Raw genomic sequence first — 24,027 nt, forward strand, 5'->3', positions numbered from 1 at the left:
GTCCGGACCGCTGGCGTGGCCCCGGTGGGTGCCCCCGCCCGCCCGTCGGGTGAAGGAGTCGAACCTTCGCGCCACGAGCGCTGATACCGAAGGGACAAGGGCGAGGTACGACGCGCAGGACCGGCCACTGGCACACCGAGCCGGCTGCTGATCTCGCCCGGGTCGAGGGTAGGCGGCGTCCCGGGCCGGACGCGACGCATTTAGCGCCGGACGCACGACGGGCCGGCACCCCCGAAGGTGCCGGCCCGTCGTGCGGTGCAGGTGGTCGTCAGCGCTGGCGTACCTGGAAGGCCACGCGGGTGGCCGGCGACCAGCCGGCGGTGTTCTGGGCCGTCACCGTCACGACGTGCCGCCCGGTGCGCAGCTTCGCGCGGGCCACGGCGAGCGAGCGCTGGTTGCCGCGGACCGTGCGGTCGACCAGCACCTTGCTGCCGCGCTTGACCACGATCCGGTAGGCCCGGACCGGCGCTCCGCCGGTGGTCCGGGGCGCCGTCCAGCGGACGGTACGGCGGGCCGCGGCGCGGCTGCCGGAGACCTTGACCGTGCCGATCCGGCCCGGGACCTTGACCGCGGGCGTGGGCGGCGTCGGCTCCGTCGTGGGCGGCTCGGTCGGCTCCGGGACGAGCGGCGTGCCGCTCTCGTCGACGGTGCGGACCGTCTTGGTGCCGTCGGCCTTCTTGGTGATGGTGACGCCGTCGTGGAAGGTGCCGTCGGCCCGGCGGGCCTCGTAGCGGATCTTGTCGCCGTCGACGTCGATGAGCTGGTAGAGCTGCGTGCCCTCGTCGGTCTTCTCCAGCTCGGCGCCGTTGCCGGTCCAGTTCTCGCCGGCGTTCAGGTCGTACATCTTCTGGCCGGAGACCGACACGACGTACACCGTGCCGTTGTGGACGCCCGAGACGCCCGACGAGGCGTTCTTCATGTTGCCGCGGCCGTAGGTGTGGTCGTGGCCCTGCAGCACCAGGTCGACGCCGTGCTTCTCGAAGATCGGGTTCCACAGGTCGCGGACCAGCTGGTTGTTGCGGGTGCCGGTCATCGCGTAGACGGGGTGGTGGAAGGTCACCACGCTCCACTGACCGGGGTTCTCCTCCAGCGCCTGGTCGAGGAAGTCGGCCTGGGCCTGGATCATCTCCTGGTTGCTGCTGAAGTTGGAGTTGAGACCGATGAAGCGGACCCCCTGGTAGTCGGTGAAGTACGCCGTCTCCGGATGGGCCGCGTCGAGGGCCGTCGGGCCGTTCTTCGGGAACTCGAACTGCTTGTCCCAGTACGGCGAGAGCGCGCCGCTGCGGTACTCGTGGTTGCCGGGGACCGCGATGCTGTTCACGCCACCGTTGATCCAGCCGGCCGCGTCGAACCACTCGCCCCACTCGTTGTCGCGGTCCGCGACGTCGACCAGGTCGCCGGCGTGCACGATCAGGTCGGCCTGCGGGCGGTCGGAGAAGGCGCGACGGAAGACGCGCGAGACGTGCTCGTGGACGTAGTTCTGCGCGTCGCCGTAGTAGATGAACGAGAAGGGGTCGGCCTTGTCCGAGGCCGTCTCGAACTCGTACCAGGCGCTCCAGTTGACGCCGTCGCCGACGCGGTAGAGGTACTCGGTGTCGGGGGCGAGGTCACCGAAGGTGACGGTGTGGAACTTCACCGGGAAGCCGAGGTCGGCCTGGACGGCGTCCACCGCGGGGGCCATGGTGGTGGTCGCGGTGGCCTCGAAGCCGGGGCCGGGGGACATCGGCGCGATCTGGGCCTGGGCCGTGGACACCTCGCTGCTGGTGCGCCAGGAGACGGACTGCGAGGTGGCGGGGGTCGCCGTGGGGGTCAGGATGACGCGGTCGGGCAGCGCGGACGGCGCGTGCCGCTCGGCGTCGGGGTAGAGGACCGGCGCGTCACTGGTGGCCTGGGTGGCCAGGCCGACGCTGAGGGCGCCGACGCCGACGACGGCGGCGGTGACCTGGGCCGCGAGCCGCTTGGTGGGCTGCGGTCGAGGGAGCTTCATGGAGGGGGGATTCCTTCCCGATCGATGAGGGTTGATCCGTTTCAACCTCACCGGGGACGGCTGAATGGACGGGGCACTCCAGCCACGGGAAGGTAAAGAGATTCCGAACTTCGGGGGGCGGACCAGACCACCCCAGGTGTTCATCTCGCGGTCGGCCACTCGTCGCCCGGGGCTTGCCCGAGGCGGCCCTCGGGCGCGTCTCATGCGGGGGTGCTCGACTCTCGAACCCGCCGCCGGGCCGGCGCCGCCCTGCTCACCCTCGTCGCCGCGGGAGGGACCCTGCTCCTGCCGGGACCGACCGCGCAGGCGCATCCGTTCGGCCCGCCGCTGACCGCCCACCTCGTCCCCGACGACCGGCGGCCGACGCTGGCCTGGCACGGCGCCGAGGACGACTGGATCGCCCTCGGCGAGGCGCTCGGGGTCTTCGCGGAGCCCGACCCCGAGCGGACCGGCGCGGAGGTGCTGACCGACTCCGAGGAGGTGCAGGGCTACCTCGCCGAGACCGTGCGGCTGCGCCAGGGCGACGCCGACTGCCGGAGCATGGCGGAGCCCGGCGCGGACGTCGTCGAGGACGGCATGACGATCACCTTCGACTGCCCGCTGCCGCCGTCCGACGACGACCGGGTCGAGCTGACCCTGGAGTCGATGATCGACCTGAACCCGGCGTACCGCACGGTGCTGACGGTCGAGGGCTCCGACGCCAAGACCATGTTCACCGGCGAGGAGCCGACCCAGGCCGTGTCCGTCGCCGGCGGCGGTGTCGCGACCGCGGCGGTCGCCCTGGGCGGTGGTGCCGTGGCGGTCGCGGCCTGCTCCGGGTGGTTCCTGCTGCGCCGCCGGAGGTCGTGATGGACGGCACGACCGGGGTGGAGGGTGCCCTCGTCCGGATGTTCGACTCCGAGGGCTACCAGCTGCTGGCGGCCCTGCTCGCGCTGGGCGTGGGCGCGCTGCACGCGGTCGCTCCGGGACACGGGAAGAGCATCACGGCGGCGTACCTCGTCGGCGCCCGCGGCACCTACAAGGACGCCGCGGGGCTGGGGCTGGTGGTCGCCGGGATGCACAGCTTCTCCGCCGTGATCCTGGCCTCGGCCTGGGTGGCCCTCGACGCGTTCGCCGGGCTGGGCACGGAGAACGTCACCGGGGTGCTGCAGCTGCTGGCCGGCGTGGTCGTGGTCGGGGTCGGGATCGGGCTGGTGCGCCGTCGGCGCGGCGGGCACGGACACGGGCATGGCCACGGCCACGGCCATGGGCACGGCCACGGACACGGTCATGGGCACGGCCACGGGCACGTCGACGTCCTGGAGGCGGTCGAGCAGGACGCGAGCCCGTCCCCGTGGAGCCGCCGGGGAATGGTCGCGCTCGGCCTCTCGGGCGGGCTGGTGCCGTCGCCGACGGTCTTCCTGATCCTGGTGACCGGTCTGCTGACCGGCCGGACGGCGTTCGCGGTCGTCCTGGTGCTGCTCTTCGGGATCGGGATGGCGGTGACCCTCACCCTGGTCGGCGCGGTGACGATCCGGGGCGTGCAGCTGGCCGGCCGGGTGTCGCGGAGCTCGGTCGCGCTGGAGCGCGCGCACGCCCTGCTGCCGGTGGCGGCCGCGTGGACGGTGCTCGCGCTGGGCTGCGTGTACGTCGGGCTGGCGGTGCTGGCTCTGCGATGATCGTCGCGTGGCGACGTGGATCGGGTTCCTGAGGGCGATCAACCTGGGCGCCAAGCGCAAGTTCCCGAAGGCCGACATCGTGGCCGCGGTCGAGGACGCCGGCTTCACCGACGTCGAGACCTACATCAACACCGGCAACGTCCGCTTCGACACGGCCATGCGTTCGCGGGCTCGCATCGAGACCGCGCTGGAGAAGGCGTTCGTGGAGCGTGCCGGCTTTTCGGTGCCGACGATCTGCTTCACGACGGCCGAGCTGCGCGAGATCGCCGAGCACGCCGAGTCCTTCGGGCACGGCGGTCGGCACTACGTCTCACTGCTGAAGCAGGAGCCGTCCGCGGCTGCGATCGCCGCCATCGAGGAGAGCAGCACCGCCGAGGAGGTCGCCAAGGTGGGCGGCCGGGCCGTGCACCTGCTGCTCGGGGAGAACTACCACGAGGCGCGACTGACCAACGCCGCGGTGGAGCGGAGGCTGGGCGTCTCGACCAACCGCAACCTGACCGTCATCCGGGCACTGGCGCAGAAGTGGTGCTCGGACTGACCGGGACCCGGGGCAGCGTCCGCACCGAGCGCGACAGCAGCGTCGCGAGGGCGATCACGAGGTAGACGATCCCGGCCACGACGAGCACGCGTCGTACGCCGAGCGCTGCCGCCAGCGGGCCGAACGCGAGCTGGCCGACGGGGATGGCGACGAACGACCCGAGCATGTCGTAGGAGTACACGCGCGAGAGCATCTCGGCCGGCACGTGCTCCTGCATGGCGAGGTTCCACCCGAGCCCGAACAGCTCGATCCCCATGCCGGCCAGGACGGCGGCGAGCATCACGGGGAGCGTGTGCGGGTGGGCGCCCAGCACCACGATCGGCAGCCCGAAGAGCGCGACGCCGAGCATCCCCCACAGCAACGGTCGCTGGAGCGTGAACCGCATCAGCAGCAGGGTCATCGCGAACAGGCCGACCGCCTCGGCCGACATGATCAGCCCCCAGCCGTGCTCGCCGATGGCCGAGCTCTTCGCGAGCACCGGCCCGAGGGTCAGCAGGGCGCCCGCGTGGATCGCGTTCAGCACGCCGAAGGCCAGCACGACCACCCACAGCCAGGTCGTGCTCCGGAAGTACGTCCAGCCCTCGCGCAGCTCGGTCACCACCGACGTCGGCTCGCCCGAGCCCACCCGCGGGGGGATCCGGATCGGCAGGAGCAGGACGGCGGAGACGGCCCAGGTGGCCGCGTCGACGGCGAGCGCCCAGCCGGGGCCGACGGTGACGACGAGCGTCGCGGCGACGCTCGGCCCGAGGATCGCCAGGGCGTTGCGGGACATCGAGGTCAGCACGTTGGCCGGCTGCAGCTGCTCGCGGGGGACCAGCTGCGGGACCAGCCCCGCGAGGGCCGGAAGGCTGGCGGCCGACACCGTGCCGTTGAACGCCGAGAGCGCCACGAAGTGCCACAGCTCCGCGTGCCCGGTCAGCAGCAGGGTCGCGAGGACGCCCTGGCTGAGTGCGGAGAGCAGGTTGGACCCCTGGATCACCAGCGCGCGGCCGAACCGGTCGGCGATGACGCCGCCCGCCAGCACGAAGGCGACCATCGGGATGCTGTGCGCCGCGAGGACCAGGCCGAGGTCGCCGGGGGAGTCGCTGATCTCGAGCACCGCGAAGGCGAGGGCGACGGGCGCCATCGTCGTACCGCAGAGGTTGACGACGCGGGAGAGGAAGTACCACCGGAAGTTCGGCTCCCGCAGCGGCGCGAGGGCGGCGGCGCGGCTCACGGCTGCATCCCGAAGGCGGCGATCGAGAGGTTGGCGCGGCGGGTGCCCTCGGCCCGGGGCGGGCGGGCGCCGTCGTGGACCAGGCGCCCGGCCTCCTCCACGAGTGCGAGCGCCCGCGCCCAGGTCTCGTCGTCGACCCAGAGCTCGGCGTCGCAGTAGTAGGCCCGGCCGGGGGAGGTGTCGCGCTCGTCGTAGCGGCGGACCAGCTCCTGGCCCATGGCACGCACGTGCAGCCCGAGGTCCCGCGGGCCGCGGTCCTGCTCGGCCCACGGGTGTCGGTAGCGCTTGGCGACCCCGCCCCGGACCTTCTCCTCGCCCGCCTCGACCACCTCGCCGGCCCGGGCCAGCACCCGCAGGTGGTACGACGCGTTCGCGTGCGTGAGGTGGAGCTCGCGGGCGATCTCCGCCGCGCTCATCGCGGTCCCGGTCAGCAGCGACAGGATCCGCAGCCGCACCGGGTGTGCCCCCGCCCGCAGTCCGCGGACGTCGTCGTCCTTCGCCATGCGCGCCACCTCCCAATGGTCATTGGGGAGTGTGCCGCGCCGAAGGCGCGACCGTCAAGGGGTTGTTGGGGAGTTGCCGGGGTGTGCTCGGTCAGCGACCGTGGAAGACCGGGCGTCGGCGCTCGGCGAACGCGGCGACGCCCTCGGCGACGTCGGAGGTGCGGAACAGCAGCTCCTGGCCCGATCGCTCGCGCTCCAGCGCGGCGTCCAGGCCCGGGAGGGTCGCGGCGTTGATCGCGCGCTTCGTGGCGGCGTACGAGAGCGGCGGGCCGGAGGCCAGGCGGCCGGCCAGCTTGTCGACGAGCGAGGCGAAGTCGTCGTCGGACGCGAGGTGGGAGATCAGCCCGGCGTCGTACGCCTCCTGCGCGGTGAGGGGCTCGGCGAGCAGGGCCATCCGCATCGCGCGCGCCCGGCCGACCGAGGCGGCGACCGTCGCCGACGAGCCGCCGTCGGGCATCAGGCCGACCCGGCTGAAGGCGAGCAGGAACGACGCCGACCCGGCCGCGACCTGGAGGTCGGCGGCCAGGGCGAGGGAGCAGCCGATCCCGGCGGCGACGCCGTTGACGGCGGCGAGCACCGGCTTGTCGCAGGAGACGACGGCGCGCACCATCCGGTTGGCGGTCGGCATCGTCTCCGCGTCGAAGGCCGCGCCGCCCGAGATGTCGGCCCCGGTCGAGAACGCCGCGCCGGTGCCGGTCAGCACCACCGCCCGGACGTCCTCACGGTGGTGGGCGGCCTCCAGCTCGGCGGCGAAGGCCAGCGCCATGTCGCGCGAGAAGGCGTTGAAGACCTCCGGCCGGTTCAGCCGCAGCCGCAGGACACCGTCGGCCAGGTCCACCTCGAGCTCAGGCAACGCCGGCCCCCGCGTCGATCATCTCGGCCATCGCCGCCTCGCTCGTCTCGGGCGCGACTCCGGCGCACAGGCCGGGCAGCAGCCGGACCTCGAAGCCCTCCCGCACCGCGTCCAGGACCGTGGCGCGCACGCAGTGGTCGGTCGCGATCCCGCACACGTCGACCTGGGTGACCCGGCGCTCGCGCAGCCAGTCGGCGAGCGGCACGCCGTCCGTCGTCCTGCCCTCGAAGCCGGAGTACGCCGCCGCGTGGTCGCCCTTGAGGAAGATCGCGTCGAACGGCTGCGGGTCGAGGTTGGGGTGGAAGGCCTCCCCGTCGGTGCCGACCCGGCAGTGGACCGGCCAGGAGTCGACGAAGTCGGGCTCGCGCGACCAGTGCGGACCCGGGTCGATGTGGTGGTCCTTGGTGGCGACGACGTGGGTGTAGTCCGGGGCGCCGGGCAGGCCCTCCTGCCACTGGCGCACGAGCCGGTTGACGTCGTGGGCGACCTGCGCGCCCCCGGCCACCGGCAGCGAGCCACCCTCGCAGAAGTCGTTCTGCACGTCGACGACGATCAATGCACGCGTCATGCGCTCGACCCTAGAGGACCCTTCGCCGGGCTCAAGGCTGTCAGCGGTGCTCGGCCCGGTCCTCGACCTCGTCGTGCCGATCCGGGCGCTCCACGATGAGGAGATCGGTGCTGACCCGCGTCACCTGCTCGTCGAGGTAGCGCAGCACCACGGCCGCGACGGCCGCGACCGGGACCGCGAGGAACGCGCCGACGATGCCGAACAGGGTGCCGCCGAGGGTCACCGAGAGCAGCACGACGACGGGGTGCAGCTGCATGCTCTTGGACTGCAGCCACGGCGAGAGGACGTTGCCCTCGAGCTGCTGGACGGCGAGCACGATGCCGAGCACGATCAGGGCACCGGTCAGGCCGTCGGACACCAGCGCGACCAGGACCGCGAGGGTGCCCGCGACGAAGGCGCCGACGATCGGGATGAAGCCGCCGATGAAGGTCAGGATCGCGAGGGGCACGGCGAGCGGCACCCCGACGATCAGCAGGCCGATGCCGATGAACACGGCGTCGATCAGACTGACCAGGGCCTGCGTGCGGATGTAGCCGCCGAGGGTGCTCCACGACCGGCCGAGCACCGCCACCAGGTGGTCGCCCGCCCGGGGACCGGCGAGCCGCGCGGTCCAGGGCAGGAAGCGGCGGCCGTCCTTGAGGAAGAAGAAGATCAGCACCAGCGTCACCACGAAGGTGACCACCGCGTTCGTGACCGCGCCGACGCCGGTGAGCACGCCGCTCGCGATCTGGTCCCCGCTGCTGGAGAGCCGGTCCTGGATGCCCTCGATCGCCGCGTCGATCTGGTCGCGGGTGATGAAGTCGGTGGACTGCACCCAGTCCTGCAGCTGCTGGAGACCGGCGGAGGCGTCGGAGACGATGTCGCCGGCCTGGCCGGCGACCACGGGGGCGAGCGCGAAGCCGAGCCCGATCAGCGCGGCGAACGAGCCCACCAGGACCGTCACCGCGGCCAGCGCGGGCGGCATCCGCAGCCGCGACTCCAGCGCCCGGGCCGGCGGCTCGAGCACCGTCGTGACGATCAGGGCGAAGACGACCGGGAGGAGGATCGGCCAGATCTCACGGACCAGGAGGCCCACGAGGACGGCTCCGACGAAGACCAGGATCCAGCGGCCGCTCCAGGTGCTGATCGACACCAGGCCGCGTGAGATCACCGCACCGCGGGTCCTGCTCGTCCCGTCCGGCCGCCGGTACTGCCCGCCCTCGTCGTTGTCCACCAGGTCACCCTGTCAGCCGGGTGGCTGCCTGAGCGACCTCAGACGTGGACCGTCGGGATGACGGGCTCGCCGCGCGACATCGACTGGGCGGCGACGGGCAGCTCGGCGCGGGCGAGGAAATGCCGCTCGCGGGCGGTGTCGAGGAGCTCGCGGCCGACGACCTCGCCGTCGCGGACCAGCGGCACCAGCAGGGCGCGGTCGTCGCCGTCGTCGGTGGGCGGCGCGCCGATGCCGACGACCTCCGCCTCCGCGACGCCCGCGGGAGTACGCCGCCGCAGCGCCCACTTGCGGCCGCCGACCGAGCCCTTGTCCTTGCTCTTCTTCGCCACCGACACCAGCTCGCCGTCGTCGCCCTCGCGGGCCACCAGCTTGTAGACGAAGCCGCAGGTCGGGTGGCCGCTGCCGGTGACGAGCTCGGTGCCGACGCCGTACCCGTCGACCGGCGCGGCCGCCAGCGCCGCGATGGCGAACTCGTCCAGGTCGCTGGTGACGATCACCCGGGTCGAGGTCGCCCCGAGGTCGTCGAGCTGCGCGCGCACCTCGTGGGCGAGGACGCCGAGGTCGCCGGAGTCCAGGCGCACCGCGCCCAGCTCCGGGCCGGCGATCTCGACCCCGAGCCGGACCGCCTCGCGGATGTCGTAGGTGTCCACGAGCAGCGTCGTACCGCGTCCCAGCGAGGTGACCTGGGCGCGGAACGCGTCGGCCTCCGTGTCGTGGAGCAGGGTGAAGCTGTGCGCGCTGGTGCCGGTGGTCGGGACGCCGTACCGCTGGCGCGCGGCGAGGTTCGAGGAGCTCGCGAAGCCGGCGACGTACGCCGCCCGGGCCGCCGCGACCGCCGCCTCCTCGTGCGTACGGCGCGAGCCCATCTCGATGCACGGCCGGTCGCCGGCGGCGGCGGTCATCCTCGAGGCGGCCGACGCGATCGCGCTGTCGTGGTTGTAGATCGAGAGCAGCAGCGTCTCCAGCAGCACCGCCTCGGCGAAGCTCGCCTCGACGACCAGCAGCGGGGAGTAGGGCAGGTAGACCTCGCCCTCCGGGTAGCCCCACACGTCGCCCGAGAAGCGGTACGACGCGAGCCAGTCCAGCGTCGGACGGTCGACGACGTCGGCCAGGACCTCCAGCACGGGCTCGTCGAAGCGGAAGGCCTCGATCGCGTCGAGGGCCCGCCCGACGCCCGCGACGACGCCGTACCGACGGCCCTCGGGGAGGCGGCGCGGGAACAGCTCGAAGACCGAGCGGCGCCGGGCGCTGCCGGCGGCGAGCGCGGCCTGAAGCATCGTCAGCTCGTAGTGGTCGGTCAGCAGGGCGGTGCTGGCCTGGGTGCTGGTGGTGGCGCTGGAGATCGGCACCCGCCCAGTGTGCCAACATGGGGTCGTGTCCTCCGCCCCCGTCGAGGTCGAGCCGACCCTCACCCCGGACGAGATCACCCTCCGTGCCACGCCGTGGGTGACGATCGTGTGGAACGACCCGGTGAACCTGATGTCGTACGTCACCTACGTCTTCCGCAAGTACTTCGGCTACGACAAGACCAAGGCCGAGAAGCTGATGATGGAGGTCCACGAGGACGGCAAGTCCGTGGTCAGCAGCGGCTCGCGCGAGGAGATGGAGCGCGACGTCCAGGCGATGCACGAGTACGGCCTGTGGGCCACGATGGAGAAGCAGGAGTGACCCCGGCTTGAGTGGTTTCCACCGGCACCGGCGCAGCCAGCGGATCATCGCGACGTTCTCGGGTCTCGAGGCCGACCTGCTGCGCACCCTGGCCTCGCAGCTGGTCGAGCTGCTGCGCAACGAGGCGGCCGTACCGACCGACGACCGCGACCCGTTCGAGGCGCTGATGGACTTCAGCGGCCCGACGACCGAGCCCGAGGACCCGGTGCTCGCGCGGCTCTTCCCGACGGCGTACCCCCACGACGAGGAGGCGGCCTCCGAGTTCCGCCGCTTCACCGAGGGCGGGCTGCGCGACGGCAAGGCCGCCGCGGCGGTCGCGATCATCGACGGGCTCGAGGAGGCCGGCCTGCCGCCGGAGCTCACCGAGGACGGCCTGATGATCGACCTGGAGCTGGACGAGCCCGAGGCCGAGGCCTGGATGCGCTCCTTCACCGACCTGCGCCTCGCCCTCGCCACCCGCCTCGGGGTCGAGGAGGGCGACGAGGAGTTCTGGTACTCCCTGCCCGACGAGGACCCCCGCGCCCAGATCCACGACATCTACGAGTGGATCGGGCACCTTCAGGAGACGCTGGTCCTGGCCCTCAGCGGAGACTGACAGCCCGCCGAGGGGTCAGGCAGGGGTCAGACCACGCCCTGGGCGAGCATGGCGTCGGCGACCCGGAGGAAGCTGGCGATGTTGGCGCCGGCGACGTAGTTGCCGGGAACGCCGTACTCGTCGGCGGCGGTGGCGCAGCCCTCGTGCAGGTTGACCATGATGTCGTGCAGCCGGGCCTCGGTGTGCTCGAAGCTCCACGAGTCCCGCGAGGCGTTCTGCTGCATCTCCAGGGCGCTGGTCGCGACGCCGCCGGCGTTGGCGGCCTTGCCGGGCGCGAAGAGCACGCCGGCCTCCTGGAAGACCCGCACGGCGTCGGGGGTGCAGGGCATGTTGGCGCCCTCGGCGACCGCGCGGACGCCGTTCGCGACGAGGACCTTGGCGGCGTCGCCGTCGAGCTCGTTCTGGGTGGCGCACGGCAGCGCGACGTCGCACGCGACGTCCCACACGCGCCCGCCCGGGACGTACGACGCGCTCCCGCGCTGCTCGGCGTACGACGTGAGCCGGGCGCGCTCGACCTCCTTGACCTGCTTGAGCAGGTCGAGGTCCAGGCCCGCCTCGTCGACGACGTACCCGGAGGAGTCGGAGCAGGCGATGACCTGGGCGCCGAGCTGGGCGGCCTTCTGGGCGGCGTAGATCGCGACGTTGCCGGAGCCCGACACGATGACCCGCTGACCCGAGAGCGAGGAGTTGGCCGTGGCCAGCATCTGCTCGGTGAAGAACACCGTGCCGTAGCCGGTGGCCTCGGTGCGCACCTGCGAGCCGCCGTACGACAGGCCCTTGCCGGTGAGTACGCCGGACTCGTAGCGGTTGGTGATCCGCTTGTACTGCCCGAACAGGTAGCCGATCTCGCGGCCGCCGACGCCGATGTCGCCTGCGGGGACGTCGGTGTACTCGCCGAGGTGGCGGTAGAGCTCGGTCATCAGCGACTGGCAGAAGCGCATGACCTCCGCGTCGCTGCGACCCTTGGGGTCGAAGTCGGACCCGCCCTTGCCGCCGCCGATCGGCAGGCCGGTGAGGGCGTTCTTGAAGATCTGCTCGAAGCCGAGGAACTTCACGATGCCGAGGTAGACCGACGGGTGGAAGCGCAGCCCGCCCTTGAACGGGCCGAGGGCGGAGTTGAACTCGACGCGGAAGGCGCGGTTGATCTGCACCTGGTTGTTGTCGTCGGTCCACGGCACCCGGAAGATCAGCTGGCGCTCGGGCTCGCAGATCCGCTCGATGACGGCGTGGTGCAGGTACTCGGGGTGCCGTCGTACGACGGGGCCCAGGGACTCCAGCACCTCGGCGACGGCCTGGTGGAACTCCGTCTCGCCGGCGTTGCGGGCCAGCACGGTCTCGTAGTGGCTCTCGAGGAGCGGGTCGATGAAGGCCATGGCCGTCAGGTTAAGTGGCGACCGTCACCGGCTCGCGGGCGGGCCGACCGGACGGGTCCCCGAATGTGACCTGGGTCCGACACTAGGGTGAGAGGCATGCCGATCCCGCCGTTCGTCGTCGAGCTCCGCAAGCTGGTGGGAAGCCACGAGCTGTGGCTCCCGGCGGTGACCGCCGTGGTGGTGCGCGACGGGCAGGTCCTGCTCACCCTGCGCTCCGACAACGGGCAGTGGGCGCCGATCACCGGGATCGTCGACCCGGGGGAGGAGCCCGGCGTCGCCGCCCGCCGCGAGGCGCTGGAGGAGACCGGGGTCGAGATCTCGGTCGACCGCCTGGCCTCGGTGAGCGTCAGTCCCCAGATCACGCACACCAACGGCGACCTCGGCGTCTACCTCGACCTGACCTTCGCCTGCTCGTGGCTGTCCGGTGAGCCGTACGCCGCCGACGACGAGAACACCGACGTGCGCTGGTGGCCGGTCGACGACCTGCCGCCGATGAGCGACTTCCTGCTGCCGCGGCTCGAGGCCGCGCTCTCGGGCGAGGTCGCGCCGCGCTTCGCCGTTTGATCTGTCAAACAGTTTGGTCGACAAACTGTTTGCTACCGTCGAGACATGGAGACCGAGCGCCTCGACCTGTCCTTCCTGCTGAACCAGTCGGCGTACGCCTTCGCGGCCCAGCTCGGCGGCGCGCTGAGCGGGCTGGGCCTGTCCGTTCGCGAGTTCTGCGTGCTGATGAAGGCGGCCGAGGGGGAGCGCACCCAGAACGTCGTCGCCGAGCTGGCCGCTCTCGACAAGACGACCATGGTCTCGACCCTGGACGGTCTGGAGAAGGCGGGCCTGGCCGAACGGCGGGTCTCGAGCTCCGACCGGCGGGCCCGGGTCGTCGCGGTCACGCCGAAGGGCCGCAAGCTGCTGCAGAAGGCGTACGCCGTGGTCGACGAGGCGGTCGAGCAGTCGCTGTCGGTGCTCGACGACGCGACCCGCGGTACGTTCCTCGAGGCGCTGACGGTGCTGGTCGCGGGGCCGTGGGCCACGCCGTCGCACACGGCACCCCAGCGGCGACGCCAGCCGAAGGCCGCCAACGCATAAGTCCAAAGAAGATAGTTTTATAACAAACGATCTGTTACGGTCGGTTTCATGAATCGAAACCGACCCTGGGCGCTGGCCGTCCTCGCGACCACCCAGCTGATGGTGATCCTCGACGGCACGATCGTGAACGTCGCCCTCCCCGCGATCCGCCGCGACCTCGGCTACTCCGACGCCGGGCTGGCCTGGGTCGTCAACGGGTTCTTCGTGGCCTTCGCGGTCCTGCTGCTGCCCGCCGGCCGGCTGGGTGACCTGATCGGCCCGCGCCGGGTGTTCCTCTCCGGAGTCGCGCTGTTCACGCTCGCCTCCGTCGCCTGCGGCCTGGCCTGGAGTCCGGCGACCCTGGTGGGCGCTCGGGTCCTGCAGGGCGCCGGGGGAGCGCTCAGCACCGCGGTCGTCCTCGGCCTGATCGCGCGCCTGTACGACGACCCGGCCGCGCGCGGACGTGCGTTCGGGATGCTGGCCTTCGTCGGGGCCGCGGGCGCCTCGGTCGGCGTGGTCGCCGGCGGCGTGCTGACCGAGCTGGCCGGCTGGCGCTGGGTCTTCCTCGTCAACGCGCCGTTCGGCCTGGCCGTGCTGCTCGCCGGACTGCGGTTCGTCGAGGAGTACCCCGGCCCCGGGCTGCGTGCCGGCCTCGCCGCGCGGGTTCCGCTCGTGCCGCGGCGGGTGCTCGCCGACCGGCGGTTCCTGATCGCCAACGCGGTGCTGTTCACGATGACGGTCGCCGGCTTCAGCTTCCAGTTCCTCAGTGGCCTCTACCTGCAGGACGTGCTCGGCTACCCGCCGCTGCGCACCGGTCTGTCGTACCTGACCGTCACCGCGGCCATCGCGATCTCCTCCCTGCTGGTCTCCTCCCGCCTCGCCGAGAGGTACGGCGCGGAGCGCGTGCTCACCGGCGGGCTGGTCGCGTTCGTGGCCGGCCTCGCGGTGCTCGCCCGGTTCCCCGAGGGCGGCCACTACTGGATCGACGTCGCGCCCGCCCTCTTCGTGGCGGGGACCGGCTTCGGTCTGGCGATGCCGCAGGTGACCGGCATCGCCATGGCCGCCGCCGGCGCCGGCGACACGGGCGCGGCCAGCGGCCTGGTGAGCACCACGCAGCAGCTCGGGGGAGCGGTCGGCCTGGCCGTCGTCGCGGCGGTCGCGGCGGCCACCGGGCACAGTGCCGGGCTGCTGCTCGCCACCGCGGTGCTGGCGGTCGGGACGGTCGCGTCGACGTACCTCGTCGCGCGTCGTCCGCACACCGGGCCACTGCCCGCCGAGGCCCTGCCAGCGCCTAGTCTGGAGCGGTGCTGACCATCTCCCAGGCGACCGTCGATGCGATCATCGCGCACGCCAAGCGCGACCACCCCGACGAGGCCTGCGGGATCGTCGCCGGCCCCGAGGGCAGCGACCGGCCGGAGCGGTTCATCGAGATGGTCAACGCCGCCGGCAGCCCGACGTTCTACGAGTTCGACTCGACCGACCTGCTCCAGCTCTACAAGGACATGGACGCGAACGACGAGGAGCCGGTGGTCGTCTACCACTCGCACACCGCGACCGAGGCCTACCCCAGCCGCACCGACATCGGGCTGGCGAGCGAGCCGAACGCGCACTACGTGCTGGTCAGCACCCGCGAGCACGGGAATAACGAGGGTCCCGTGGAGTTCAGGTCCTACAGAATCGTCGACGGCGAGGTGACCGAGGAAGAGGTCGTCGTCGTCCCCGAGCTCAGCGCCCGCTGAGCAGAGCTAACCGAGGAGCACCCACGTCATGGCCATCGAGGTCCGGATCCCGACCATCCTGCGCACCTACACCGGCGGCGAGAAGGCCGTCAACGGCGACGGCGCCAGCCTGAGCGCCCTCATCGACGACCTCGAGGCCAACCACCCCGGCATCAAGGACCGCCTGATCGACAACGGCGACCTGCGCCGGTTCGTCAACGTCTACATCAACGACGAGGACGTCCGCTTCATCGGCGGCCTCGAGGCCAGCCTGAGCGACGGCGACCAGGTCGTCGTCCTGCCCGCCGTCGCTGGCGGTTGCTGACCACATGAGCGGTGCCGAGCGTCGTACGTTCGTCCTCGTCGACGGCGAGAACATCGACGCGACGCTCGGCAACTCCCTGCTGGGCCGCCGTCCCACGCCGGACGAGCGACCCCGCTGGGAGCGGGTCACGTCGTTCGCGGCCCAGGTGCTCCAGCAGCCCGTCACCGGGCTGTTCTTCCTCAACGCCTCCAGCGGCTCGCTGCCGCACTCGTTCGTGCAGGCGCTGCTGGCGATGGACTACCGCCCGATCCCGCTGTCGGGCTCGGGCGACGAGAAGGTGGTCGACGTCGGCATCCAGCGCACTCTGGAGGCGCTGGCCGGTCACGACGACGCCGACGTGCTGCTGGCCAGCCACGACGCCGACTTCGTCAAGCAGGTCGCCGGGCTGATCGACGGCCACCGCCGGGTCGGCCTGATCGGGCTGCGCGAGTACATGAGCACCCAGCTCACCGCGCTCGGCATCCCGATGTACGACCTCGAGGACGACGTCAACGCCTTCACCCAGCCGCTGCCGCGGGTCCGGATCATCCCGCTCGCCGACTTCGACCCCGAGTACTTCCTGCGCTGAGCCGAGTCGGCAGAAGTTCACGTCAGACCTGACGGCAAGTTCTGCCGACTCGACGCGCAACTTCTGCCGACTCGGCCATGCTGGCGCGGGCGTCAGGCGTAGAGGCCCTCGCGGAGCACGATCCCGTGCTCGAGCCAGGCCTTCAGCGCGGTGAGCATCCCGGTCCATCCCTCGCAGTTGCCGAAGGCGCCGCGGGCGCCGTCCGGAGTGGGTTGCCAGGCCGACTCCGTGATCGTCACGAGGGTACGGCGCCCTGCGTCGATCGCCTCGAACTCGAAGACCGTCGTGGTCTCCGGCTCGACGCCGGCCTCGCTCTCCCAGCGGATCGCGAGCCGGGACGGCGGCACTGCCTCGACGACGGTGACCGGGAACCGGCCCGGGTGGTCGGCGAAGTCCCAGCTGACGTCGGCGCCCGCCTCGAGCCGGCCACGGGCGCCACCCGTCGTGAAGTAGCGCGAAAGCTGCTCCGGGTCGGCGACGGCGTCGTACACCTCGGCGACGGGGCGGGCGACACGGCCGGAGACGGTGAAGGAGAGGAACGTGAGCTCGGATTTCATGTTGTAGTTTTACAACATGTCTGTGACGGAGGACAAGGACGCCGAGGACGACGACGCGGTCTTCAAGGCGCTCGCGTCGTCGCTGCGACGCCGGATGCTGGACGCGCTCCGGGAGGCGCCGCGCACCACGGGCGCCCTGTGCGAGCTCTTCCCGGAGGTCGACCGGACGACCGTGCTGCAGCACCTGCGGGTCCTGGAGCGGGCCGAGCTGGTGACCGGACGCAAGGTCGGCCGGGAGCGGCACCTCGCCCTGGCGCCGCTGCCGATCAAGCGCATCCACGACCGCTGGATCGGCGAGTACACGCGGGCCGCGGTCACCCTGCTCGACGAGCTCGACCGCTCCCAGGATCGCCGAGTCGGCAGAAGTTCACCTCAGACCTGACGGCAAGTTCTGCCGACTCGACGCGCAACTTCTGCCGACTCGGCGATCAGCCGCCCAGGATGCCGCGCTCGTAGGCCGTGGCGACGGCGGCGGCGCGGTCGGCGACGCCGAGCTTCTCGTAGACGTGCACGAGGTGGGTCTTGACGGTCGCCTCGCTGACGAAGAGCCCCTCGGCGATGGCGCGGTTGGACGTGCCGCGGGCGACCAGGGCGAGGACCTCGCGCTCGCGGGCGCTGAGGGCGGCGCCGCCGGCGGGGCGGCGTACATGGGAGGCCAGACGGGCGACGACGGCGGGGGAGAGGACCGTCTCGCCGGCGGCGGTCGCGCGCACCGCCTCGAAGATCCGCTCGGCGGGGGTGTCCTTGAGCAGGTAGCCGGTCGCGCCCGCCTCGATGGCGGCGATGGTGTCCGAGTCGGTGTCGTACGTCGTCAGCACCAGGACCGCCGCGCGCGATCCCCGGCGGCGCAGCTCGCGGACCGCGTCGACGCCGCCCCCGCCGGGCATCCGCAGGTCCATCACGACGACGTCCGGGTCGCACTCGCCCACGCGGACGACGGCCTCCGGGCCGCTCGCCGCCTCGCCGACGACCTCGAAGTCGGGGACGCCGCCGAGCATGCTGCGGATCCCGTCGCGCACCACGGGGTGGTCGTCGACCACCACGATCCGGATCGGCGTGCTCATGCGGCCTCCCTGATCAGCGCGGGCAGGCGGAGCGACACCGCGGTGCCGCCGCCCGGACGCGACTCGAGGGTGAGGTCGCCGGCGAGCCGCTCAGCGCGCTGGCGCATGCCCCGCAGGCCGAACGAGCTGGCCGGGGCCTCCGCGTCGAGGTCGAACCCGGAGCCGTCGTCCCGGACGTCGAGCACGACCTCGTCGCCGTCGTACGACAGCGTGACGCCGACCCGGCCGGCGCCGGCGTGCTTGGCGACGTTGGCGAGCGACTCCTCGGCGATGCGCAGCACGGTCGCCTCCACCTCGGGGTGCAGCGGCTCGGGATCGCCGACGACGACCAGGTCGGCACGGACCTCGCGTCCCTCCGCCCAGGCGCGGAGAACGGCGCCGAGCGCCTCGGACAGGGTCGCGTCCTCCAGCCGCGCCGGCGACAGGTCGAGGACCGAGCGGCGTGCCTCGGCGAGGGCGTCGCGCGCCAGGCCGAGGGCGCGCTCGGTGCGCTCGCCTCCGGTGGCGGCCTCGAGCTGGGTCACGATGCCCGCGAGGCTCTGCGCGATGGTGTCGTGGATCTCGCGCGCCAGCCGCTGCCGTTCGTCCTGGACGCCGGCGAGGTGCGCCTGGGCGACGACCGTCTGCTGCAGGGCCTCGTTGCGGGCCACGGTCTCCTCCAGGGCGGCGTTCACGCGCTCCAGCTCGGTGATCGCGACCGCGCGCTCGTCGCTGGTCTGCTCGACGTGCAGGGCGTAGCGGCCCATCGCGCCCGCGAGCCCGAAGTTCAGGCCGAAGAGCGCCGCGAACAGCGCGAGGTGCCCGGGTGAGCCGGTCGGCAGGCCGCCGGACTGGCCGGTGGCCATGACGACCGCGGTCGCGGCGAGCCCCAGCCAGGCGGCGCGCCCACGGAAGACGTCCATCGCGTCGGCGAAGCCGATCCAGGCGAAGACGCAGAAGAGCGGGTTGAGCACGGTGAGCGCGAAGGCGAGCACCGTGCGCAGCCCGAACCGGGCCGGGCTGCCGCCCGCTGTCGGGCCGTACGCCCACCAGGCCAGCAGCGCCGCGGTCACGACGGCCAGGGCGAGCTGGGCGCTCAACCGCCAGGCCGGCGACGTCCCCCCGGTCGCCGGTCCGACCGCGAGCGCAGCGACCACGGCCACGCCGAGCAGCACCAGCGGCAGGTGGCGCATCCAGGGCAGCCCCGGAGTCGGCGCCGGTGCGGTGGTGCTCACGCGTCGTACCTTCTCACTCCCAGCGGAACCGACGGACCGCGACCAGCGCGAGCACCGCCGCCCACGCCGCGACCACGAGCAGGTGCCGCAGGTCGGGGAAGTCGCCGGCCATCGCGTCGGTCATCGCCTCCGCCGCGGCGCTGAGCGGCGTGTAGCCGAGCCCCTCGCGCAGCGGGTCGGGCAGCGCCTGGACCGGGATGTAGACCCCGGCGGTGAACATCGCGGGGAAGAACACGATGGTGCCGACCGCCGTACCGACCCGGGCGTTGGGGGAGAGGGCCATGACCACCGCGCCGACGGAGAAGCTGGCGAGCAGGGCGAGCAGGTACGCCAGCCCGTAGCCCGCGAGCGACTCGGGGAGCGCGATGTCGAAGGCCACCCGGCCCACCAGCAGGGCGAGCAGGGAGGAGGCGACCACGGCCGCGGCGTGCACCAGGACCTGCGCTCCCAGGACCGCGCCCGGCCCGACCGGGGTCGTGGCGAGGCGACGCAGGACGCCGCTCTCGCGGTAGGCGAAGATCGCCGGAGGCATCGCCATGAGCGACGCCATGATCATCGAGAGCAGGATGGCGGTCGGCAGGTAGACGTCCACCGTGCGCAGCCCGTCCAGCGCGTCCTGGGGCTCGCGGAACGACGGGATCGCCCCGAGCAGGCACAGCAGCGCGGTCGGGAAGACCAGGATCCAGAACACCGACGCGGGCTCGCGACCGAAGAGTCGCGCCTCGGTGCGGAGCACGGCGGCGGTGCTGGGACTGACGATCGTGCTCACGCGGTCTCCTCGGTGGGGCGGGCGGTCAGGTCGAGGTAGGCGCTGTCCAGGGAGCCGGACGTCACCTGCAGCCTCCGGGGCACCACGTCCCGGGCCGCGAGCGCGGCCATCACGGGTACGGCGACGTCCTCCTCGCCGGTGACGACGACGCGGCCCTCCAGCGCCTCGACCGCGCGGACCCCCGGCAGCTGCCTCAGCGTCTCCAGGTCGGTCGGTGCGGACGGGACGAAGGTCATCACGGTCGCCTCGCCGGCCGCCCGGATCAGCCCCTCGGGGGTGTCCAGGGCGCTGATCCGGCCCCGGTCGATGATCGCGATCCGGTCGCACAGCTCCTGGGCCTCCTCCATGGAGTGCGTCACCAGCAGCACGGTCACCCCCGAGGCGCGCAGGTCGCGGACGATCGCCCACACGTCGCGGCGGGCGCGGGGATCCAGGCCGGTGCTGAGCTCGTCGAGGACGACGACCTGCGGGTTCGCGACCAGCGCCAGGGCGATCGAGAGCCGCTGCTGCTGGCCCCCGCTGAGCTTGGCGAAGCGCCGGTCCAGGTGCTCGGTGAGCCCGAGGCGTACGGCGACCTCGGGCCACGGCGCCGGCTCGTCGTACAGCGTCGACCACAGCTGCAGGGCCTCCCGCACCGTGATCTTCGCCTGCAGGCGGCTCTCCTGGAGCTGGATCGACAGCGTCCGGGTCAGGGCGTCGCGCTCGGTCCAGGGGTCGATGCCGAGGACCCGCACCGAGCCCGCGTCGCCCGTGCGCAGCCCGGCGATCATCTCGACCGTGGTGGTCTTGCCGGCGCCGTTGGGCCCGAGGATGCCGAAGACCTCCCCGCGCTCGACGGTGAAGCCGACGTCGGCGACGGCGACCTTCTCGCCGTACGTCTTGCGGAGGCCGTCGACGACGACGGCGGGTTCGGGGGGTGCGAGTGGCATGGCTCCAGCCTCGTGGCGCGCGACGTCTCGCACATCGGGCAACCGGCGGCGAACGGGGTCAACCGATCGGTGGATGTCATGCTGGGGACATGCGCTTCGACAACCTGCTCGCGTCGGTCGGCGGTACGCCGCTGGTCGGTCTGCCGCGGCTCTCGCCGAGCCCCGACGTCCGGCTGTGGGCGAAGCTCGAGGACCGCAACCCCACCGGCTCGATCAAGGACCGCCCGGCCCTGAAGATGATCGAGGAGGCCGAGAAGGACGGCACCCTGCGTCCCGGCTGCACGATCCTGGAGCCGACCTCGGGCAACACCGGCATCTCGCTGGCGATGGCGGCCAAGCTCAAGGGCTACCGGATCGTCTGCGTGATGCCGGAGAACACCTCCGAGGAGCGCCGCCAGCTGCTGCGGATGTGGGGTGCGGAGATCATCTCCTCGCCCGCCGCGGGCGGCTCCAACGAGGCCGTCCGGGTCGCCAAGCAGGTCGCCGCGGAGCACCCCGACTGGGTGATGCTCTACCAGTACGGCAACACCGCCAACGCCCTCGCGCACGAGGAGGGGACCGGCCCGGAGCTGCTCGCCGACCTGCCCTCGATCACGCACTTCGTCGCCGGCCTCGGCACCACCGGCACCCTGATGGGCGTCTCCCGCTACTTCCGCGCCGCCAAGCCCGAGGTGCGCATCGTCGCCGCCGAGCCGCGGTACGGCGAGCTGGTCTACGGCCTGCGCAACCTCGACGAGGGCTTCGTCCCCGAGCTGTACGACGCCGACCTGATCGACGCCCGCTTCTCGGTCGGCCCCCGCGACGCCGTCCGCCGGGTCCGCGAGCTGTTGGAGCTCGAGGGCATCTTCGCCGGCATCTCCACCGGCGCGATCCTGCACGCCGCGCTCGGGCAGGCGGCCAAGGCCGTGAAGGCCGGCGAGAGCGCCGACATCGCGTTCGTGGTCGCCGACGGTGGTTGGAAGTACCTCTCCACCGGGGCCTACGAAGGCACGGTCGACGAGGCCGAGGACCGGCTCGAAGGGCAGCTGTGGGCCTGAGAGCAGCCCTCGCCGCGATCGCCCTGGTCCTCGCCGGGGCGCTGCTCCCCGCCGCGCCCGCGAGCGCGGCCCCCGTCAGCACCAGCCCGCCGGTGGTCACCGGGCAGGCGGCGTACGACGAGGTGCTGGTGGCGCAGACCGGCGGCTGGACGCCGGCGCCCGCGTCGTACTCCTTCCAGTGGCTGCGTGACGGCGGCCCGATCGCCGGCGCCACCGGGCGGCGCTACCGCACCGGGCTCGACGACGTCGGGACCAGGCTGTCGGTGACGGTGACCGCCACCGACGCGTCGGGCTCCACCTCCGTCACGTCGGTCCCGACCGCCCGCGTCGCCCGGGCCACCATCCGCAACCGCACGCGGCCCGCCGTCACCGGCACGCTGCGCTTCGGCCGCACCGTCCGCGCCGACGCCGGCCGCTGGTCGACCCGGCCGACCCGGGTGCGCTACCAGTGGCTGCGCGGCGGCCGACCGATCCCCGGCGCGACGGGGCGCCGCTACGAGATCTCCTGGCGTGACGTCGGCCGTCCGCTGCGGGTGCGCGTGCAGGTCCGCGCCCCCGGCCACGCCTGGGCGAAGGCCGGCTCCCGCCCGCGCGGGCGCGTCGACCACCGGGTCGGCGTACGCCGCACGGTGACCTACCACGTCGAGACCCGCGGCCGGGTCACCGCGAGCCTGAAGACCTTCCGCCGCCTGGTCCAGCAGACGTACGACGACCCGCGCGGCTGGCGCGGCGGTGGGGTCCGCTTCCGCCAGGTCAGGAGCGGCGGGACGTTCACCGTCGTCCTGGCCGAGGCGAGCCGGGTGCCGGGCTTCTCGCCGGTCTGCAGCGCCGAGTGGAGCTGCCGGGTGGGCCGCTACGTCGTGATCAACCAGACCCGCTGGCAGCACGCCTCGCCGGCGTGGAACGCCGCGAAGGGCTCGCTGCGCGGCTACCGGCACATGGTCGTCAACCACGAGACCGGGCACTGGCTGGGCTTCGGCCACGCGGGCTGCCCCGGCGGCGGCCGGCTGGCGCCGGTGATGCAGCAGCAGTCCAAGGGACTCGCGGGCTGCCGGTTCAACCCCTTCCCGACCGCGGCCGAGCTCGGCCGGGTGCGCTGACCCGGTGCGCGCGGTCGTCCAGCGGGTGCGCAGCGCCCGCGTGCGGGTCGACGGCGAGGTCGTCGGCGCCATCGAGGAGCCGGGGCTGCTGGTCTACGTCGGCGTGACCCACGACGACGGCCCGGAGCAGGTCGCGTGGCTGGCCCGCAAGACCTGGGAGCTGCGGATCATGCGCGACGAGGCCTCCGCCTCCGACCTGGGCGCGCCGGTGCTGGCGGTCAGCCAGTTCACCCTGTACGCCGACGCCCGCAAGGGCCGCCGTCCCACCTGGCAGCAGGCCGCGCCCCGTCCCGTCAGCGAGCCGCTGTACGACGCCTTCTGCGCCGAGCTCGCCCGGCTCGGCGCGCGCGTCGAGCGCGGTGTCTTCGGCGCGGACATGCAGGTCGAGTCGGTCAACGACGGACCCGTCACGCTCCTGCTGGAGACGCCGGCCTGAGCGTCGCGGCTCAGCGCACCACCAGGTCGTGCCCGTCGTCGAACTCGCTGCCGGGCACCGGCCGCAGGCCGAGGAGGTCGGTGACCAGGTTGGCCAGGTCGCCGTTGCGGACCGGCTGGCGGCGCGCGGCGTACGACGGACGCCCGCTGCCCGGGTCGGCCCGCTGGGGGTTCAGCGCGTAGAGGTCGCCGGCGGTGACCCCGCGCCCCCAGACGACGAACGGCACCCGGAAGTTGTCCAGCCGGGTCCGGTCGCCGTGGTCGGCGCCGCGGCCGCCGTGGTCGGCCGTGAGGATCAGGGTGAGGTGCTCGGCCAGGGCGGGGGTGCGCTCGACGGTCCGGACCACCCGGCCCAGCAGCCGGTCCGTGCGGGCGACCTCGTCGAGGTAGCGGGCGGACATGAACCCCACCTCGTGGCCGGCCTTGTCGGGCAGGGCGAGGTGCAGGAAGGTCAGCTCGCGCCCCGCGCGGCGCAGGTCGGCCCGGGCCGCCCGCACCAGTGCGACCGGGTCGGTGGCGATCGTCGACCGGTCGACCGCGGCCGGCCAGGAGCGGTCGAACAGGCTGAACTTGCTCTTGCCCGCGAAGACCGCGGACTCGCCGCCGGCGCGGGCGACGACGCTGAAGACCGAGGAGACCCGACGGCCGGCGGCGCGGTGCACGGTGGTGCCGGCGCGGTCGTCGTTCCAGGTGACGCCGTGGCCACCGGAGCTCCGGGCGATCCGGCGCCCGGTGACCATGCTGGTGTGGTTGGGCAGGGTGATCGTCAGCTCCCGCGACGCCCGGGCGTTCAGGGTCGAGGCGCCCTCGCGGACGAGCCGGGTCAGCACCGGTGCGCGCGTCGGTCCCAGCCGCCGGATCGCCGCGGGGTTGAGGCCGTCGACCGAGATCGCCAGCACCCGCGCGCCGCCGTCGACGCGGGCGCGGGCGGGTGCCGGCGTCGACGGGCTCTGCGACGTCTCGGGCCGGTCCGGCTCGGGGATCGCGACGGCCGGTCCGGACGTCGCCGTCCCTCCGGTCAGGACGAGGGCGGCGGCCAGGGCGAGGGCTGCGGAGGAGCGCACCCGTCCCACG

Annotated in this window: 29 protein-coding genes; 15 read left to right on the top strand and 14 right to left on the bottom strand. The window is 72.9% G+C overall.

The genetic code is table 11. The features are described 5' to 3' along the window. Positions 1-268: 268 nt before the first annotated feature. Positions 269-1,987 (bottom strand): metallophosphoesterase, encoded by a 1,719-nt coding sequence (locus tag VMF51_RS21810; RefSeq protein WP_325476582.1) that lies wholly within the window; start codon positions 1,985-1,987, stop codon positions 269-271. Between the two features lie 210 nt (positions 1,988-2,197). Between VMF51_RS21810 and VMF51_RS21815 the strand changes: the two genes are divergently transcribed. From VMF51_RS21815 to VMF51_RS21825, 3 genes are read left to right on the top strand one after another with little or no spacing between them, the layout of a single operon-like run. Next, a complete protein-coding gene (locus tag VMF51_RS21815; RefSeq protein WP_325476583.1) occupies positions 2,198-2,836 on the top strand; it encodes a hypothetical protein in 639 nt (212 codons plus the stop codon). After that, entirely contained in the window at positions 2,836-3,645 is an 810-nt protein-coding gene (locus VMF51_RS21820; protein WP_325476584.1) for a cobalt transporter, read from the top strand. Before VMF51_RS21815 ends, VMF51_RS21820 begins: the two co-directional genes overlap by 1 nt. Positions 3,646-3,652: 7 nt before the next feature. Then, positions 3,653-4,183 carry a DUF1697 domain-containing protein gene (locus VMF51_RS21825; RefSeq protein WP_325476585.1) on the top strand — a complete coding sequence of 177 codons (531 nt, stop codon included), beginning with the start codon at positions 3,653-3,655 and terminating at the stop codon, positions 4,181-4,183. On the opposite strand, the gene VMF51_RS21830 is transcribed toward VMF51_RS21825, so the two are convergent. The 6 genes from VMF51_RS21830 to VMF51_RS21855 form a co-directional block, all read right to left on the bottom strand. Beyond that, the gene (locus VMF51_RS21830; protein ID WP_325476586.1) at positions 4,146-5,399 is read right to left on the bottom strand and encodes an MFS transporter; all 1,254 of its coding nucleotides are present in this window, start codon (positions 5,397-5,399) and stop codon (positions 4,146-4,148) included. The genes VMF51_RS21825 and VMF51_RS21830 overlap by 38 nt on opposite strands. Continuing rightward, a complete protein-coding gene (locus VMF51_RS21835; protein WP_325476587.1) occupies positions 5,396-5,902 on the bottom strand; it encodes a helix-turn-helix domain-containing protein in 507 nt (168 codons plus the stop codon). The genes VMF51_RS21830 and VMF51_RS21835 overlap by 4 nt, the downstream gene beginning before the upstream one ends. A 91-nt stretch (positions 5,903-5,993) precedes the next feature. Then, entirely contained in the window at positions 5,994-6,755 is a 762-nt protein-coding gene (locus VMF51_RS21840; RefSeq protein ID WP_325476588.1) for an enoyl-CoA hydratase, read from the bottom strand. Continuing rightward, entirely contained in the window at positions 6,748-7,323 is a 576-nt protein-coding gene (locus VMF51_RS21845; RefSeq protein WP_325476589.1) for an isochorismatase family protein, read from the bottom strand. Before VMF51_RS21845 ends, VMF51_RS21840 begins: the two co-directional genes overlap by 8 nt. Before the next feature lie 40 nt (positions 7,324-7,363). Further along, positions 7,364-8,536 carry an AI-2E family transporter gene (locus VMF51_RS21850; RefSeq protein ID WP_325476590.1) on the bottom strand — a complete coding sequence of 391 codons (1,173 nt, stop codon included), beginning with the start codon at positions 8,534-8,536 and terminating at the stop codon, positions 7,364-7,366. 38 nt (positions 8,537-8,574) lie between these two features. Further along, a complete protein-coding gene (locus VMF51_RS21855; RefSeq protein WP_325476591.1) occupies positions 8,575-9,885 on the bottom strand; it encodes a nicotinate phosphoribosyltransferase in 1,311 nt (436 codons plus the stop codon). 25 nt (positions 9,886-9,910) lie between these two features. Between VMF51_RS21855 and clpS the strand changes: the two genes are divergently transcribed. Continuing rightward, on the top strand, positions 9,911-10,204 hold the full coding sequence (gene clpS, locus VMF51_RS21860; RefSeq protein ID WP_325476592.1) for an ATP-dependent Clp protease adapter ClpS: 294 nt from the start codon (positions 9,911-9,913) through the stop codon (positions 10,202-10,204). 7 nt (positions 10,205-10,211) lie between these two features. Further along, positions 10,212-10,799: a DUF2017 domain-containing protein gene (locus tag VMF51_RS21865; protein ID WP_325476593.1), complete on the top strand. Its 588-nt coding sequence runs from the start codon at positions 10,212-10,214 to the stop codon at positions 10,797-10,799. A 26-nt stretch (positions 10,800-10,825) separates the two neighbouring features. Here VMF51_RS21865 and gdhA read toward each other — a convergent pair whose 3' ends face one another. Further along, positions 10,826-12,163: an NADP-specific glutamate dehydrogenase gene (gene gdhA / locus VMF51_RS21870; protein WP_325476704.1), complete on the bottom strand. Its 1,338-nt coding sequence runs from the start codon at positions 12,161-12,163 to the stop codon at positions 10,826-10,828. 105 nt (positions 12,164-12,268) lie between these two features. Between gdhA and VMF51_RS21875 the strand changes: the two genes are divergently transcribed. From VMF51_RS21875 to VMF51_RS21900, 6 genes are read left to right on the top strand one after another with little or no spacing between them, the layout of a single operon-like run. Beyond that, entirely contained in the window at positions 12,269-12,736 is a 468-nt protein-coding gene (locus VMF51_RS21875; RefSeq protein ID WP_325476594.1) for an NUDIX domain-containing protein, read from the top strand. 45 nt (positions 12,737-12,781) lie between these two features. Further along, positions 12,782-13,258 (top strand): MarR family winged helix-turn-helix transcriptional regulator, encoded by a 477-nt coding sequence (locus tag VMF51_RS21880; RefSeq protein WP_325476595.1) that lies wholly within the window; start codon positions 12,782-12,784, stop codon positions 13,256-13,258. A gap of 48 nt (positions 13,259-13,306) precedes the next feature. Further along, complete coding sequence (locus tag VMF51_RS21885; RefSeq protein ID WP_325476596.1) at positions 13,307-14,548, top strand: MFS transporter; 1,242 nt, start codon at positions 13,307-13,309, stop codon at positions 14,546-14,548. After that, complete coding sequence (locus VMF51_RS21890) at positions 14,542-14,976, top strand: M67 family metallopeptidase (RefSeq protein ID WP_325476597.1); 435 nt, start codon at positions 14,542-14,544, stop codon at positions 14,974-14,976. The genes VMF51_RS21885 and VMF51_RS21890 overlap by 7 nt, the downstream gene beginning before the upstream one ends. 28 nt (positions 14,977-15,004) lie before the next feature. Then, the gene (locus VMF51_RS21895; protein WP_325476598.1) at positions 15,005-15,280 is read left to right on the top strand and encodes a MoaD/ThiS family protein; all 276 of its coding nucleotides are present in this window, start codon (positions 15,005-15,007) and stop codon (positions 15,278-15,280) included. 4 nt (positions 15,281-15,284) lie between these two features. Further along, positions 15,285-15,848: an NYN domain-containing protein gene (locus tag VMF51_RS21900; RefSeq protein WP_325476599.1), complete on the top strand. Its 564-nt coding sequence runs from the start codon at positions 15,285-15,287 to the stop codon at positions 15,846-15,848. Positions 15,849-15,940: 92 nt separating this feature from the next. Here the strand turns inward: VMF51_RS21900 and VMF51_RS21905 are convergent, their stop codons facing one another. Then, positions 15,941-16,405: an SRPBCC domain-containing protein gene (locus VMF51_RS21905; RefSeq protein ID WP_325476600.1), complete on the bottom strand. Its 465-nt coding sequence runs from the start codon at positions 16,403-16,405 to the stop codon at positions 15,941-15,943. 16 nt (positions 16,406-16,421) lie between these two features. Between VMF51_RS21905 and VMF51_RS21910 the strand changes: the two genes are divergently transcribed. Beyond that, positions 16,422-16,787, top strand: coding sequence for a metalloregulator ArsR/SmtB family transcription factor (locus tag VMF51_RS21910; protein WP_325476601.1), 366 nt, complete (start codon positions 16,422-16,424; stop codon positions 16,785-16,787). A gap of 46 nt (positions 16,788-16,833) precedes the next feature. On the opposite strand, the gene VMF51_RS21915 is transcribed toward VMF51_RS21910, so the two are convergent. The 4 genes from VMF51_RS21915 to VMF51_RS21930 are packed head-to-tail and all read right to left on the bottom strand — an operon-like array spanning position 16,834 to position 20,381. Next, the gene (locus VMF51_RS21915; protein ID WP_325476602.1) at positions 16,834-17,469 is read right to left on the bottom strand and encodes a response regulator transcription factor; all 636 of its coding nucleotides are present in this window, start codon (positions 17,467-17,469) and stop codon (positions 16,834-16,836) included. Then, the gene (locus tag VMF51_RS21920) at positions 17,466-18,683 is read right to left on the bottom strand and encodes a sensor histidine kinase (RefSeq protein WP_325476603.1); all 1,218 of its coding nucleotides are present in this window, start codon (positions 18,681-18,683) and stop codon (positions 17,466-17,468) included. The genes VMF51_RS21915 and VMF51_RS21920 overlap by 4 nt, the downstream gene beginning before the upstream one ends. A gap of 13 nt (positions 18,684-18,696) precedes the next feature. Continuing rightward, a complete protein-coding gene (locus tag VMF51_RS21925; protein WP_325476604.1) occupies positions 18,697-19,452 on the bottom strand; it encodes an ABC transporter permease in 756 nt (251 codons plus the stop codon). Further along, on the bottom strand, positions 19,449-20,381 hold the full coding sequence (locus tag VMF51_RS21930) for an ABC transporter ATP-binding protein (protein ID WP_325476605.1): 933 nt from the start codon (positions 20,379-20,381) through the stop codon (positions 19,449-19,451). The genes VMF51_RS21925 and VMF51_RS21930 overlap by 4 nt, the downstream gene beginning before the upstream one ends. 89 nt (positions 20,382-20,470) lie before the next feature. On the opposite strand from VMF51_RS21930, the gene VMF51_RS21935 reads away from it, so the two are divergent. Genes VMF51_RS21935 through dtd form a run of 3 tightly spaced genes read left to right on the top strand, consistent with a single transcriptional unit; the run spans position 20,471 to position 22,954 of the window. After that, positions 20,471-21,418, top strand: coding sequence for a PLP-dependent cysteine synthase family protein (locus VMF51_RS21935; RefSeq protein ID WP_325476606.1), 948 nt, complete (start codon positions 20,471-20,473; stop codon positions 21,416-21,418). Continuing rightward, positions 21,409-22,518 (top strand): DUF3152 domain-containing protein, encoded by a 1,110-nt coding sequence (locus VMF51_RS21940; protein WP_325476607.1) that lies wholly within the window; start codon positions 21,409-21,411, stop codon positions 22,516-22,518. Before VMF51_RS21935 ends, VMF51_RS21940 begins: the two co-directional genes overlap by 10 nt. A gap of 4 nt (positions 22,519-22,522) precedes the next feature. Further along, the gene (gene dtd / locus VMF51_RS21945) at positions 22,523-22,954 is read left to right on the top strand and encodes a D-aminoacyl-tRNA deacylase (RefSeq protein ID WP_325476608.1); all 432 of its coding nucleotides are present in this window, start codon (positions 22,523-22,525) and stop codon (positions 22,952-22,954) included. A 10-nt stretch (positions 22,955-22,964) separates the two neighbouring features. Here the strand turns inward: dtd and VMF51_RS21950 are convergent, their stop codons facing one another. Beyond that, on the bottom strand, positions 22,965-24,017 hold the full coding sequence (locus VMF51_RS21950) for an alkaline phosphatase family protein (RefSeq protein ID WP_325476609.1): 1,053 nt from the start codon (positions 24,015-24,017) through the stop codon (positions 22,965-22,967). Between the last annotated feature and the right edge of the window lie 10 nt (positions 24,018-24,027).

This window comes from Nocardioides sp., assembly GCF_035503875.1.
Lineage (GTDB): Bacteria > Actinomycetota > Actinomycetes > Propionibacteriales > Nocardioidaceae > Nocardioides.